General features: G+C 66.1%; 16 protein-coding genes. 6 read left to right on the top strand and 10 right to left on the bottom strand.

What is annotated here, in order from left to right:
- The first annotated feature begins 12 nt into the window (after nucleotides 1-12).
- Entirely contained in the window at nucleotides 13-1,824 is a 1,812-nt protein-coding gene (locus tag AB0B90_RS03175; RefSeq protein WP_362920470.1) for a hypothetical protein, read from the top strand.
- A gap of 191 nt (nucleotides 1,825-2,015) precedes the next feature.
- On the opposite strand, the gene AB0B90_RS03170 is transcribed toward AB0B90_RS03175, so the two are convergent.
- A complete protein-coding gene (locus tag AB0B90_RS03170; protein WP_362920468.1) occupies nucleotides 2,016-2,426 on the bottom strand; it encodes a PIN domain-containing protein in 411 nt (136 codons plus the stop codon).
- 3 nt (nucleotides 2,427-2,429) lie between these two features.
- Nucleotides 2,430-2,681: an AbrB/MazE/SpoVT family DNA-binding domain-containing protein gene (locus tag AB0B90_RS03165; RefSeq protein WP_362920466.1), complete on the bottom strand. Its 252-nt coding sequence runs from the start codon at nucleotides 2,679-2,681 to the stop codon at nucleotides 2,430-2,432.
- A gap of 201 nt (nucleotides 2,682-2,882) precedes the next feature.
- Between AB0B90_RS03165 and AB0B90_RS03160 the strand changes: the two genes are divergently transcribed.
- Nucleotides 2,883-4,007, top strand: a complete 1,125-nt coding sequence (locus AB0B90_RS03160) for an HNH endonuclease (RefSeq protein ID WP_362920464.1) — start codon at nucleotides 2,883-2,885, stop codon at nucleotides 4,005-4,007.
- 146 nt (nucleotides 4,008-4,153) lie between these two features.
- Here AB0B90_RS03160 and AB0B90_RS03155 read toward each other — a convergent pair whose 3' ends face one another.
- Both AB0B90_RS03155 and AB0B90_RS03150 read right to left on the bottom strand, forming a co-directional pair.
- On the bottom strand, nucleotides 4,154-4,840 hold the full coding sequence (locus AB0B90_RS03155) for a CGNR zinc finger domain-containing protein (RefSeq protein ID WP_362920462.1): 687 nt from the start codon (nucleotides 4,838-4,840) through the stop codon (nucleotides 4,154-4,156).
- Between the two features lie 64 nt (nucleotides 4,841-4,904).
- Nucleotides 4,905-6,122, bottom strand: a complete 1,218-nt coding sequence (locus AB0B90_RS03150; protein WP_362920460.1) for an MFS transporter — start codon at nucleotides 6,120-6,122, stop codon at nucleotides 4,905-4,907.
- Nucleotides 6,123-6,264: 142 nt separating this feature from the next.
- On the opposite strand from AB0B90_RS03150, the gene AB0B90_RS03145 reads away from it, so the two are divergent.
- Nucleotides 6,265-6,411 (top strand): hypothetical protein, encoded by a 147-nt coding sequence (locus tag AB0B90_RS03145; RefSeq protein ID WP_362920880.1) that lies wholly within the window; start codon nucleotides 6,265-6,267, stop codon nucleotides 6,409-6,411.
- A complete protein-coding gene (locus AB0B90_RS03140; RefSeq protein WP_362920868.1) occupies nucleotides 6,392-6,787 on the top strand; it encodes a helix-turn-helix transcriptional regulator in 396 nt (131 codons plus the stop codon). Before AB0B90_RS03145 ends, AB0B90_RS03140 begins: the two co-directional genes overlap by 20 nt.
- 74 nt (nucleotides 6,788-6,861) lie before the next feature.
- On the opposite strand, the gene AB0B90_RS03135 is transcribed toward AB0B90_RS03140, so the two are convergent.
- From AB0B90_RS03135 to AB0B90_RS03125, 3 genes are read right to left on the bottom strand one after another with little or no spacing between them, the layout of a single operon-like run.
- Nucleotides 6,862-7,305 (bottom strand): hypothetical protein, encoded by a 444-nt coding sequence (locus AB0B90_RS03135; RefSeq protein ID WP_362920458.1) that lies wholly within the window; start codon nucleotides 7,303-7,305, stop codon nucleotides 6,862-6,864.
- A complete protein-coding gene (locus AB0B90_RS03130) occupies nucleotides 7,305-7,724 on the bottom strand; it encodes a helix-turn-helix transcriptional regulator (protein WP_350944334.1) in 420 nt (139 codons plus the stop codon). The genes AB0B90_RS03135 and AB0B90_RS03130 overlap by 1 nt, the downstream gene beginning before the upstream one ends.
- Nucleotides 7,725-7,750: 26 nt before the next feature.
- Nucleotides 7,751-8,113, bottom strand: coding sequence for a hypothetical protein (locus tag AB0B90_RS03125; RefSeq protein WP_350944333.1), 363 nt, complete (start codon nucleotides 8,111-8,113; stop codon nucleotides 7,751-7,753).
- A gap of 356 nt (nucleotides 8,114-8,469) precedes the next feature.
- On the opposite strand from AB0B90_RS03125, the gene AB0B90_RS03120 reads away from it, so the two are divergent.
- Nucleotides 8,470-8,985 (top strand): DUF6879 family protein, encoded by a 516-nt coding sequence (locus tag AB0B90_RS03120; RefSeq protein ID WP_362920456.1) that lies wholly within the window; start codon nucleotides 8,470-8,472, stop codon nucleotides 8,983-8,985.
- Between the two features lie 127 nt (nucleotides 8,986-9,112).
- Here AB0B90_RS03120 and AB0B90_RS03115 read toward each other — a convergent pair whose 3' ends face one another.
- Together AB0B90_RS03115 and AB0B90_RS03110 are read right to left on the bottom strand one after the other, a co-directional pair.
- Nucleotides 9,113-9,598 carry a GNAT family N-acetyltransferase gene (locus AB0B90_RS03115; RefSeq protein WP_362920454.1) on the bottom strand — a complete coding sequence of 162 codons (486 nt, stop codon included), beginning with the start codon at nucleotides 9,596-9,598 and terminating at the stop codon, nucleotides 9,113-9,115.
- Nucleotides 9,595-10,977 carry a hypothetical protein gene (locus AB0B90_RS03110; RefSeq protein WP_362920452.1) on the bottom strand — a complete coding sequence of 461 codons (1,383 nt, stop codon included), beginning with the start codon at nucleotides 10,975-10,977 and terminating at the stop codon, nucleotides 9,595-9,597. The genes AB0B90_RS03115 and AB0B90_RS03110 overlap by 4 nt, the downstream gene beginning before the upstream one ends.
- 219 nt (nucleotides 10,978-11,196) lie before the next feature.
- On the opposite strand from AB0B90_RS03110, the gene AB0B90_RS03105 reads away from it, so the two are divergent.
- Nucleotides 11,197-11,772 carry an ATP-binding protein gene (locus AB0B90_RS03105; RefSeq protein WP_350944329.1) on the top strand — a complete coding sequence of 192 codons (576 nt, stop codon included), beginning with the start codon at nucleotides 11,197-11,199 and terminating at the stop codon, nucleotides 11,770-11,772.
- A gap of 66 nt (nucleotides 11,773-11,838) precedes the next feature.
- On the opposite strand, the gene AB0B90_RS03100 is transcribed toward AB0B90_RS03105, so the two are convergent.
- Entirely contained in the window at nucleotides 11,839-12,807 is a 969-nt protein-coding gene (locus AB0B90_RS03100; protein ID WP_362920449.1) for a hypothetical protein, read from the bottom strand.
- Nucleotides 12,808-12,892 lie beyond the last annotated feature (85 nt).

The raw sequence follows: 12,892 nt of genomic DNA, 5'->3' as shown, positions 1-12,892 counted from the left end.
CCGTTGCCCCGCATGACGCATACCGAGATCGAGATCACCGCGGAGCTGGTGCGGGATCTGCTGCGCGACCAGCACCCCGACCTGGCCGACTGGCCGGCATCCTCATCGGAGACGCCGGCGTCCACGGCCACCCAGGCGGCAAATCCACCTGGGGCCCACCCGCCCGCGCCTCACTGCGACGCCTCATCGCAACGGCCCATCGCTGATCAACCGCTTCTCGCACGCTGTCGGCAGCGGCCCGGAAGAAGCGAGGACGGCGTCTGGCGCCGGAAGCGGTCCAACCGTGCCAAAGTGATCCACATGATCCCCGCACACGTCCTCGACGAGCCACCGCTCACCTACGCCGACAGCTTCGACGTACCGGTCCTTTTCCGTAACGGGCCTGCGAAGAAGCCCTGGAAGCAGTGGCGGACGGCCAGGCACAAGCCGTGGGTGGGGTCGGGAGGGTTCCCGACGACCGACGGCTGGTACGTCTCGACCACCACTTGGCGGGAGATCATCAAGGCCGCCGTTGAGGTCGGCCGCGACGTCACCCCGCACCTGCAGAATCAGCCGCGGTATGCGCACGGGGAACTCGTCGCCCGGGTTTCCCCGCTGTACGCCTATCTTGGCGCGCACCCCGTCGTGCCTCAGTACCCCGTACGAGGCACCAAGGGCCGGCGCCTTACCCTGAACCCGGTGTACGCGTACGGCACCGAGCGCAGCGCGAAGAACGCAGCCGCCTACCGGCTGGGTATGACGATGACAGAGTGGGCCTGTCGCTCACTGCTGGGCCTCGGTCAGACCGAGCACCTCGAACTTGGTGGCCCGATCCCCGCCCTGCTCGAAATGTTCAAGGATCCGCAGCAGAAGCTGCCCGACCTATGGGGGGAGCACCAGGCAGAGAACCTGTACTGGCTGATCGAGGCCAAGGGGGGCAACGTGGGTCTCAGTACGCTCCGCAAGGGGTGGGCGCAACTGGCTGCCGGCAGTAAAGTTCTCAGCTCGTACGCTCACCGCACCGTCCTGGTCGGAGCGTCCGTGCGGCCCGAAGACGACCTCTTCCTTACCATCGACCACGACCTGCACCCTGGACAGCCGCCGCTCACCCCAGCCGGATTCGGCATCGACGAGCCAGCGGTCGGACCAGGCAATCTCGAAGATCGTCTCGGCTACAGCGACGACGCGCTCATCGGCGCGGCTCGCGCCCAAATGCTCGCCTATCTGGCGCTGAGCTCTGCTCCCACCTCGCAACTGCGCACCGTGCCCGTTCCCGCCGAGCGCGCGTCCCGTCATCGGCGCTTAGGGCTGACCACGCCCCTGGAAGGCGACGACCTCACCCTCGCCATGCGGGCCGAAGCCCGCAGAGAAGCGTCCCGCACCGAGCGGCACACCTTGCGCGCCCGTACCCGTTCTATGGGCCTCGACGACTTCCTCACCTGCCGAATCCCTGGAACCGAGGTTCACCTCGGTATGTCCCGGAAGCTGTTCGCCGCCTGCAAACGCCTCCGCGAGGAAGACCTCGCCATCGCTCAGCGCACCCCGGGGCTGCGCGCCGAGGACCAGCCGGCCGATAACCAGGAACTCAGCGACGACGCTCAGGAAGAACGGCGACTCACCCAGCGGCGGATCTTCCGCGATCGGCAGGAGGAAGCCCGCCCTCGACTGCGCCCCCTGCTCCGCAGCGTCTACGAGCGGGGAGTGACAAGCGACTGGAGCGATCTGCTGGGCCGTTCTCAGGAGCCAGAACTCGACTTGGAAAGCGACGAGGGGCTCCTCGAAGCGGCGACGCCGGAGACGTATCTGGCCGTCAGCCGCTACGGCCTGCCCTCAGCACGCGCCTAGCTATTAGGGCTCGCATTCGATCAGGGGTGACCTCAGGTCAAGTGTCCGAGGGAAGGGGGGACCTCGATCAGGGCTTTTCCGGGCGGCTGGTGACCTGGGCGCGGCAGGTGCTGGGCATCGTTGTGTACGACGCCGCAAGCCCGCGGACCAGCGTGATTCGCGTGATCGGGCACGGTGAACGGTTTGCCGTATCAACCGGGCCGGAGCAATTCGACAAGGTCCGGGGCGATGCCTGGGAATTTTCGGTCCGCGGTAAGCAGAGCATCGGCCCCCACCGTACGGGCGGTCGCGATGATGAGGGCGTCCGGGACACGGATTGTCAGATCCGCGGCCCGGAGCAGGGCCGCGCTCTCGGCCGTCGTCTCGTCCACCTCGACGATCCGGTCGATAACGGCTGAGCGGAATGCCGCAAGCATCTTCTCGGCCGCGACGCCCTTGCGGACCGCCCCCACTCGCAGTTCGCTCCAGGTGATCACGGAGATGGTGAACGAGGCCGCCTCACTCTCCCAGCGGTGAACGGCGTCACGGGCATGGCCATGCAGCGCGTCGTCGGGATCGAGCAGACCGACGATGACGTTGGTGTCGAGCATCACGGTCGGCACTTGTCACCTCCAGCTCTCGCGGCTCGCTTCGACGTCCACGGCTTCGGTGAAACCCGGGATCACGCCGATCACCCCGTCGAGGCGGCTGTGGTGTCGCCGGATGACGATCTGCCCACCCTCTTCGGCGATGTCCACGAGGTCTCCCGGGTGAAGGCCCAGCGTGCGTAGGACTGCCGCAGGCAGGGTCACTTGGTTTTTGCTGGAGATGCGTGCCGGTCTCGTACGCCTGGCACGCGTCCGCTTGCCGTGATCCATAACCTTTACTTTGACCATCACAAGTAAAGATTAAACTCTGTCGCCCACGGTGTGCAGATGATTTCAGAAAGTCACTGCTGCCGCAAAGAGTTTCGGTCGACACTCAGCCGACCTTAAGTCCGCTTTCGCCTGAAATCGGCGGCGCTTCCGGCGACGCCCGCATAAGCTTGTGGGGTGGCGCTTTCCGACCTTCGGCGGGAGATGGTGCTCGCCGCCATCGACGAATGCGACAAGCTGGGCCGCGACGCCTTTCTCAAGGAGTACGGCTACCGGCCCGCCCTCGATTACTTCCTCGTGTATGACGGCAAGCGGTACGACTCCAAGGCGATCGCCGGAGTCGCGTACCGAGGAGTCAGCGGCAGGCCCCTGCGTCCCGGCGAGTTCTCCGGGGGGAACGCAACCGTTGCTCGGGTGCTCGGTGGACTGGGCTTTGAAGTGACGAAACCGGGGCAGGCTGCCGAGGTGTCCTCCGTCGAAGACCTCTTACAGAAGGTCGACTCGCTCAAGCCCGCTGTTTCTCCCACATCTGGTGCGAGGAAACGACATCAGCCATTGACCCTGCTCTGGGCGATCGGCCGCGCGGCCCAGGGCAAGCCACGCCTGAGGCGGTGGGAGAGCACCTACCGCGAACTCGGGCGGCTCATCGAGGAGTTCGGTCTTGAAGAGGACCGGCCCAACCCTGAGTTCCCCGTGTTGTGGCTTTACCACCACGGTCTCTGGGAACTGCCCGGCCGCGCCGACATACCGCCTGCCAGTGGCCGGCACGCGCAGCAGTGGATGAAAGAACAAGAGCCGGACAGCGGCCTGCTGCCATGGGCGTACGAGATCGTCACCGATCGGGAGGACGTTCGTGCCCAGATCGTCGTGAGGCTGCTTGGCGCGTACTTCCACGGCGTCGACCACAACAGGCTTCTCGCGCGGGTCGGACTGGACGCGGTGTCCTCTCCGGCCAGTCGTCGCGAGATGATCGTGGAGCGCATCATCCGCGACTCCCTGCTCTCCGAGCAGATCAAGGGCGCGCACGACTTCCACTGCCAGATCTGCGGCGACCGTCTCGCCCTCCACCGGGGCTTCTACGCGGAGGGAGCCCATATCCGCCCGCTCGGAAAGCCGCACAACGGCCCCGACGAGCCCGGCAACCTGCTCTGCCTCTGCCCTAACCACCACGTCCTGCTGGACCGAGGGATGATCACCATCCAGGCGGACCTCACGACGACGGACACGGTGTCCGGCGCCTCGCTCGGCCGTCTCCGAGTCGTCCAGAACCACGAGATCAGCCAGGATCACCTCGACTACCACCGGCAGAACATCGCCAAGCAGAGCTGAGCCGAGATTTTTCCCGGCGGGGCGAGGGCGGGGACGCCATCGGTAGGCAGGGTCGCACCGAGCCGCCGATAACATTCCAGCCGGGCGCGAGCGGCGAGGTGACCCATTGCCTGGGGGCGGCGTCGACCGTTGATCGCGTACGAGTCCTACGGGGGGCCGCCCCGGGCGGCGCGGCGACGCTCGGTGAGCCGCCGGGCCTTGGCCGTGTTGCCGCAGTCGGCCATGCGGCACCAGCGGCGTGAGCCGTTGCGGCTCTGGTCGAGGAACAGCCATCCGCAGCCGCCCTCGCGGATGGGGCAGCGGCGTACCCGGGGCAGGTCGGCCGTCCGCAGGACGTCGAGTGCGGCCTCGGCGACCCGGTCGGGTATGAGCATGGCGGGTATCGTGCCGTAGGTGAGCCGCACCTGCGGCGGGTCGCCTCTGTCGAGCACCAGCGCGGCTCTGGCCGCCGCCCCGGCCCATCGCTCGTGCAGCACGACCAGGGCGGCCCCGGCCGCGATCGGATCCCCCTCGCCCGCGTCGTCCACCGGCCCGCCGTCGGCGGGCCGGATCGTTGCGAGCATCACGAGGTGCAGCCCTTCTCGCATGTCCCGTACGGTGGCCAGCCCCGCCTGCGCCGACGCGGGATCGTCGTGCCACGCCTGGTCGGCCCGATCGCACTCCGCGTCGCTGATCAGGCCTGCCCTGGCCGCCCAGCGCAGCAATGCGGGGGCGTCGGACAGATAGTCGTGAGGCGGCCCGCCGTCGAGCGGTACCCCTCGTTCGAGCGTGTTGACCAGATCGAGCGCGGGGTGCCCGCCGACCAGGGGAAGGTGTTCCACGTCGATTGTCATAACCTTGATGCTACCGCTCAAGACGGGAAAGAAGGTTGCACGGTGTGGTGCGTTGAGTATCGGATCACGTGACCCGGGCGCCCTCGGGCAGGGGGGCGGCGGCCATGGCCGGTGCGCCCTTCCGTCGGCTGGACAGGAACGGCTCGGCCAGAACGATGGCGAACGCCGCCAGGCTGAGCAGCGCCCCGGCCAGTGCCGTGCTGCGCACACCCGGACCGGGCAGGAGCACGCTGCCGAGGAACGCGCCCGCGGTGATGCCCACATTGAACGCCATGGAGGTAGCGGCGCTCGCCATGACCGACTCGCCCGGCGCGTACACGAGCACCCGCGATCCCAGTACGGCGGTCAGGCCCGCGAGAGCGAAGCCGGACAGGGATATCGCGACGACGGCCCCGACCGGGGAGGCGCCGAACGCGTACTGCCCGGCGAGCGCCAACGTCTGCAGGCCTATGAGCCCTGTCATGGTGCTCCAGCCATGGCGGTCGACGAGGTAGCCCACCATGAGCACTCCGGTCAGGCCCGCGATCCCGCGTACCAGCAGAAGCGGGCCGATCGATGACTCGGTGAAGCCACTGACGTCGCTCAGGAACGGGCTGATGTAGGTGAACGCCGTGAACGCGCCGGTGACCGCGACCGCCGTGGTGGCCACGATCGACAGGTACCGGCCGCGGTCGGGCGCGCTGCCCCGGTCCGCCGCGCCCTGCCCGGCGGGCGTGTCGGGCAGGACGGCCGCGATCGTGGCGAGGACGAGCAGGGCCAGGCCGCTGAGCGCGAGGAACGCCACCCGCCAGTTGGTCTGCTGGCCGAGCCACGTGCCGGCCGGGATGCCGGTCAGCGCGGCGCTGGAGGCGCCGGCGTACAGGATGGACAGGGCCCGGCCGCGCACCTCGGCCCGGAAGAGGCCGGCGGCGGCGGGCGTCACGATGGCCCAGAACAACGCCTGGCTCAACGCTGTCACCATCCGGGCGCCCATGAGCAGCCAGTAGTTCCCCGCCATGGCCGACAGGCAGGTCGCCACGACGAAGATGCCCAACAAAACGCACAGCAGTCGCCGCCGGGGCAGCCGGCGAGTCAGTCGCGTGAGCGGCAGGGACACCAGCACGATGATCAGGCCGTATCCGGTGACCAGGAGCCCGACCGCTGACGGGCTGGTGCCGAGATCCTGGGCGATCAGGGAGAGCAGGCCGATGGGCAGCGACTCGGTGGTCACGTAGATGAACACGGCCAGGGTCAGAGCGGTCAGTGCGACGATCGCCGACCTGCTTCCGAAGCGTTCTTGCACGCGGTCTCCTCGGCTTGTTCACCATCGTTCGAGATGATGAAGGTAGCTTTTTCATGTCATATCGTGGAAATTCCCTGTTGAGCATTAATTTAGACGTTTGCATGCTACCGGTCAATGCGTTTTAGACGGTACGTTGACGGCCGTGCAGGAGTCCGAGCGTGAGGCGGCTTCCAGCCATGTCGTGCGCCTGGAAATTCACCAGGGTCGCAGGGGCGTGCCGACCGGGCTACCCGTCGGCACCGCCCAAGAAGCCCTCGACCGCGCCTGCGATCTCTACCTCAACTACTGACCCCCGACGAACTTCCGGGCGGGGCTCACTCAGCCCCGCCAGGCAGGCCGCCGAAGCTCTCGGGCGGCGTCTTCGCGAGATTCGTACGGGCGCCAACCTCACCGGCCGTGCCTTGGCGGCCGAAGCGGGCCGGCACTACAGCAAGGTCAGCCGTTCGGAGCGCAGCGGCAAGACTCCCACCGAGGAAGAACTCCGGATCTCGTGTCGGATTTGCGACCCCGAGGACTGGATCCCAGAAACTTATCGGCCCTGGATGAGGGGCCGCTTCCACGTCAGCGCCAGCGTTCCCGGGGAAAGCGTGGTGCCGTCGCTTCGGCCCTTCCTGGCTGGGACCTTTGCTCCCTTGGCCGTACGCGTCGTTCATCTGGGCCAGTAGGTCCTGGACGTTTCCGGCTTCGATAGGGCGGGGGCGTGGTGGAGCCAAAGTCGGGGCCTACGAGGGAGGCGATGTCAGTCCTCTGGAAGAGGTCGTACGCTGAAAGGAATGCTGGACAGCTCTTCGTCGTTCACGGTGAAGATCCATTTGTAATGTCGGCCTGGACTCAAAGGGGGAGGCGGCACACTCACTGTGAAGCTGGTCTGCAGGCCCGTCTTCTGTAGGATTTCATCGACTTCCACCTGTGCCGTCTTGTCCAATCCGACACTTCCGCCGAACTGAATCGGCCTGCCCCCTTCCGGGGACGATGTCGTAACTGATTCGCCGTCCTCATCGACCAGGTAAAGGTTGAATTCGCGCGGCGAGCCTGCTTCGTCCCAGGACAGCCGTAGGAAGACAGCAATCGTCATAGCCGGAACAACGGGGCCGGTTACCGACCATCCTGCGCCAAGCATATGAATTTTTCCGGTGGCCGGGTCGGATTGAGCGGAGTCGCATAGGAGAAGGAACGCCTGCACTATGCGCTCCTTCGAATAAGATTGACGGCCATGACGCCTGCTGTGCTGCTTTGTGCCGCTGTCGTCTGTGTTCCTTCTCCAGTGCCCTTCATACGAACTATGAGTGAGGAGGGTGCCTGGGTCGCGGGTTCCTTGGTGGTGGTCACACAGACCGTGTGGCGTACTTCGGCTCCGATGGCAAGGGCGTACCGGCGAATCGTGGAAAGGTGTGGATCTCCCCCGACGCGCTCGAAGTCGGAAACGGACGGCTGGGTGCGCCCCATGCGGCTCGCCACATCCGCCTGAGAGAGGCCGAGCTGCTTACGCGTCGCAACAAGAGCTTCGATCAGCTGCATGTCACGCTCAATGGCAGCACTCTCCCGGCGCACGGCAGGGTCGTCCAGATCGATGCCCAGCAGATCGGCGATGTGCTGATCCATCATGACCTCCTCATATCGGGTTCACCTTATATCCTGCTCTGCCACTCGGCTAGCCGATCTCGAGCGACTTCCACGGCTCGGTCTTGAGCTCCAGAGCCTCCCTTCATGTGGAACTTGAGACCGAGGAGGAGATGCTCTCCCTGGGGGTTGACGGCGTAGTACAGGCGGTACTCGTTCGTCTCATGGGTGAGCCGAGCCTCGTGTAGCCCTTTGCCCAGGTGCTTGGTATCGCGTCGAAGTGTCCTGCCGTCCTCGATGCGCTGCATGAGGTTCCCTAGCTCCAGCCTCGGCGGCCTGCCCTGCAAGACCTCGCGGATCTCCTTGCTGACCACATCGGATCCAGAAGCTGTGGTATAGAGCTGCCACTTTGACCTCTGTCTGTCCTGCACGCGTGCACCTTTGCCTGCGTTTGGCTATCGATGGTGAACGAACCTACATGGTTTGAAGTGCAATTGCTCTCCGGCTCAGAGATTCCGCTTTGGTGGGTGTAGCCAATATGGATTTGCTAGTAGGAGTTAAGGTCTGAATTGCGTCAAAACTTCAAAAAGTGAGGTGGTTGGCGCATATTGGAATATATAGACAGAAAAAGCGATAGGGGGTGTTCAGGGAAAAGGTCGTAACGCTTTCGGTTGCTGGGGCAGGGAATGCCGCTGACCTGAAAGCCCTCGCTCGGGCGGACATCTCTGGGCGCGGTTGCCTGTGAGACCCTCCATCGAATGCTTTGTTTCCTCGCCTCGGAAGGCTCATGAACATCTCTGACGACGCGTTCGAGGAACTGTTGGCCGGCTTCGAGCGCAGCGCTGTCCATCTGGAGATGCGGGATGCCTACGGCACCGCGGTGGAGTTGCCCTATATGGCCAAGTGGGCGGCCGGAGAACCGGATGACCTGGAGTGGTTACAGGGCTGGTGCTCCACACTGCGCGAACACGTGAAAACCGGCAAGACGATACGAAGGGCACGTATCGTTTCGGAGCCGCTGAGTGACTATCAGCGCTGGTCGTACAGCATCGCTCATCCGATGGTCGAAGCCGGCGAGGACATCCGCTGGGTTCCGCGACGTCTGGTCTCGTCGGTCCCTTTACCGGGCAACGACTTCTACCTGTTTGACGATCGCCTGGTGGTGTTTCTCCACTACGCCGGCAACGGCCTGGGAGAAGCGAAGGTGGCGTCCACCGATCCGGGCGACATAGCGCTGTGCAAGAGCGCTTTTGAGACCGTCTGGAAACTCGCGATCCCCCACAGTGAGTACACGCCAACCTAGCCCCGCCCGGCAGGCCGCCGAAGCTCTCGGGCGGCGTCTTCGCGAGATTCGTACGGGCGCCAACCTCACCGGCCGTGCCCTGGCGGGCTGGCGCTACTGAATAACGCGCTGGTGGAAGCTGGACCGATCAGAGGGTGGGGCTCGTGAGTGTTTTGGTGAATGCTCGGTTGATGGCGGGGTCGCGGCCGTTGACGTAGCGGGCGGCGGGTTGGTAGCCGATGCCGGTGTAGAGGGCGAGAGCTGCGGTGTTGCGTACGCCGGTTTCCAGGATGGAGTGCTGTGCCCCGTTCCGTGCGGCGTGGTGTTCGAGGGCGGTCAGGATGCGTTCGCCCAGGCCGAGGCCGCGTAGGCGTGGGACGGTGTACATCTTCTTGATCTCGATGGTGCGGGTGTTTTCGTCGAAGGTGCGGTAGCCGCCGCAGGTCACCGGGACGGTGTTGAGATAGCCGACGAGGAACAGGCCGTGGGGCGGGGCGTAGGAGGCGGGGTCGGCTTCGAAGGGGTCGGCGTAGCCGTAACGCTGTTGCTGGTCGTCGAAGAGTGCGCGGACCAGGTGGGTGGAGTCAGGGTGATCGTAGGGACGGGGCCGGATGAGGAAGCGGGTGGCGATCATGCCTGGGCCAGTGCGGTGTCGAGCCGGGGGAGAAATGACGCGACCGCCGGGGAGCGGCTGCGGCGGGCGAAGGCCGGGCGCAGGCGACGCAGGTAGGTGAACGCGCGGATCGACTGGACCTCGTCGAGTCGGGTGAGCGCGGCCTGGCCCGCGTCGACCGCCGCTTCCACGTCGCCGCGCAGTAGGTGAGCGTGGGTGAGGAAGGTGCAGTGCAGGAGCGCGGAGCGCGGGTAGTCGGGTCGGGCACCGACTATGGAGATCGGGGCGAGCAGGCCGATGGCCTCGTTGAGCAGGGGTTCGCGGTAGACGGTCATCTGCTCACCCAGGACGACGAGGGCCTGTCCGGTCTCGGCGGTCAGTTGCTCGGGCTCCAGGTAATAGAGGTAGGTCGGGGCGATGTCGGCTGAATCCAGCAGCTCCCTGGCCTTCTCTGAAGCTCGGCGGAATGCGGAGAGGTCTCCGGCGGCGGCTGCGGCGGTGGCGATGCGGCCGGTGATCCGGGCTCGCGTGACGGCGTCGGCCGGACAGTAGCGTTCGGCCGACGAGGCGATGTGGACGGCTTCCTGGCCGTGGCCGGCGAAGGCGGAGATGTAGGCAAGCATGCCGATGGCGTTCGCGGCCCGGCCCAGCTCGCCCAGCCCTCGGGCGACACGTTCGCTGAGCAGGAGATAGCGTTCGGCGGCGCCGGGGCGTTGGGCGTCGAAGTGGACCCAGCCGACGAGTTGGGCGAGGTCGGCGACGATGGTCAGGAGCTGCTGCCCGACTGCGGGCTCGTAATCGGCGCACTGGACCAGATCCAGGACATTGCGCAGCTCACTGGTGATGTAGCGCAGGCTGAGCGCACCGCCGCCGTGCTGGTCGTCGAGCTTGCGCAGTGCTTCGACGTGCGCGCCGATCAGTCGTACCTGGGACGGCAGGACCCGGTCGCGACCCGCGTTCCGGTGGGGCTGTGACACGGTCGCGTGCAGGCCGTCGAGTACGGCGGCGGCGAGGTCGGGGCCGGAGGCGGCGGCGACATCGGTGTGTTTCCCGGTGCTGAGACTCGTCAGGTCGTTGAGCGACTGGAGGATGTCCTCGACGTTCGCCGAGGGGCCGAGAGTGGAGACGGCGGGCAGAGGTGAGGGCTGCCGGGACGGCCAGAGCTGCTCGACCCGGATCGTGTGGCCGAGGTGTTCGGAGAGCACGATGGCCGCCACCGAGGGGATGGGGTCGTAGGGCTTGTAGCCGTGCCGAACCCAGGCGTAGGGGGCGGTGGGATCGATGCGTCGGTTGCCGAGGCCACGTCCTTGCAGCCAGGAGTTGATCGCGGCGGCGAGCTGGCGCGGGTTCATCTCAGCGCGTTGCAGGATCTCGGCCAGCGCCGTGGGCGTGTGCGTCATCCGGGCCTCCCTGTCTCAGGCGAACGGTAGCCCGATGACTACGTGGTGTGAATGACCCTGTGGATCAGAACGGTGAACCTTCACGACCTTCACGGGGTGGCCGGGAGGTTCACGACCTTCACATCGCAAACATTGTCACTCTGCGTTGCGCTACTGGTCCACTGGGTGACGGAAAGGCGGGGCGGTATCGACCCGTCGACGAGACCCGGGAGGTACGGCGTGGCCCCCTCGACCAGGCTCCACGACTACCGCGTGCTGGTGAAGACCCTGCCGCCGGGCTCCGCGGCCCGCAGGGCCCGAGCCGTCGTCAGGCAGGTGCTCCAGGACGCGGGTTTCGACGGCGAGGAACTCAGCGATGCCGAGAGCGCCGTCGCCGAACTGGCCGCCAACGCGGAGGAACACGGCTGGCAGCCCTTCGAGCTGCGGGTCGTCTTCGTGGACGGTGAGCCGTCCTGGTGCGAGGTCATCGACGCGGACCGAGACCTTGACGGTATCCTCGCCGTCCTCGATCGGCTGAACGCCTGTGGCGAGGAACCCGATCTGGGCCTGCTCGCCGAGTGCGGCCGGGGGCTGCTACTGGTGCATGCCCTGTCCAAGGGCCGCTGCCGGGCGTACGTGACCCGGATGCGTGCCACCGGTACTCCCGGCAAGGCCGTCGGGTTCGCGCTGCCCACCAAGACCGGTCCGCGTCCGAGTTCCCCCGTGCAGGACGACGGACCGTCCCCGAAGGCCGGTGCCCACCTTCCCACGCAACCGTGGGCCCCAGCCTTCCCTGACCACCACCTGCCCTCCTGATTCCCGGGACCGGCGGCGATGACCAGGACTCACACCGCCGGTCCCGGCTCCACGGAAGGTAGTGCGTCAAAAAAGGTCGCGTACCTGCCGAATGAACGTGAACCACTCGCCTGGCTCGGGGGTTTTGTATCCGCTGCGCTTCAAGGTCAGCTCCAAGGTCTTTCTGAGTGGGTGAGGTGACTGCATGATGGCCGCGTTCCGCTGCGCGAGTCTGAACATCTCCTGTTCCGTAGGGGTTCGGTTGCTCTTGCGGCCGTTGCACCCCGCGTGGGTGGGAGCCAGGTTCCAGATCGCGTCCAGGTCAGGTACCGTCCCTCTGCCGCCGGAGGGAAGGAGCCTCTTGAACGAGAAGGGGAACACGTGGTCGACGGCGATGTCGTCGATGCCCAACGCGATGGGGTACGCGCAGATCAGGCAGAGGCCGCGTTGGAAGCCGATGACCGCGTCCGCGACGCCGGCGACCGATCGGCGGCGCTGCCGGTCGGTGATCTGCAGGGTGGTCAGGTCCACGACGACACCCTCTTTGACCAGGCTCTGACCGATCCCGGTGGCGAAGGACGTCTCCACGATGCTCCAGCGGGCTGACAACTCGCCCCGCAGGGTCGGGGCCTGCTCCGACTGGGCGATGTCGCGCAGTTCCTTGCTCAACCGGACGACCCGTTCGTGGGAGCGGCCGGTCACCTCGTAGAAGCGATGCGGTATCTCCGCTCCTTCGCCACGCAGGTTGTGGAACTTCTGCATCACCATCTCGGGCATGGACTTGATGGCCGCCGCCAGTAGTTCTTCGGTGGGACTCCCGAGTCTGAGCGACTCCGCGGCTTCTCGCTCGGCCACCGAGAGGAAGTCCTTCTCTCCCCGTGCGCCCTTCTCAGGTCCCTGCGGGGCCTGGCCGAGGTGCTGTACCAACTCCATCGCGTACGGCACCGCCAGGTCCCGGAGCAGGATCTCCGACCGGCCTTCGGCGGCGGCCTCCAGGAGCGCGAAGCCGAGGGCGAATTTGTAGGTGCGACTGTTCGCCCCTATCAGTACGGCCATGCGCCATGAGGAGCGTGGGCTCTGTTCCCAATGGGATAAATCCATGCACCGTCACCCTTGGTGTGATTTGCAGAAATACAGGCTA

The sequence above is a fragment of the Streptosporangium sp. NPDC049078 genome, from assembly GCF_040648855.1.
Taxonomy (GTDB): domain Bacteria; phylum Actinomycetota; class Actinomycetes; order Streptosporangiales; family Streptosporangiaceae; genus Streptosporangium.
This window is presented reverse-complemented; position numbering and strand designations above follow the sequence as displayed.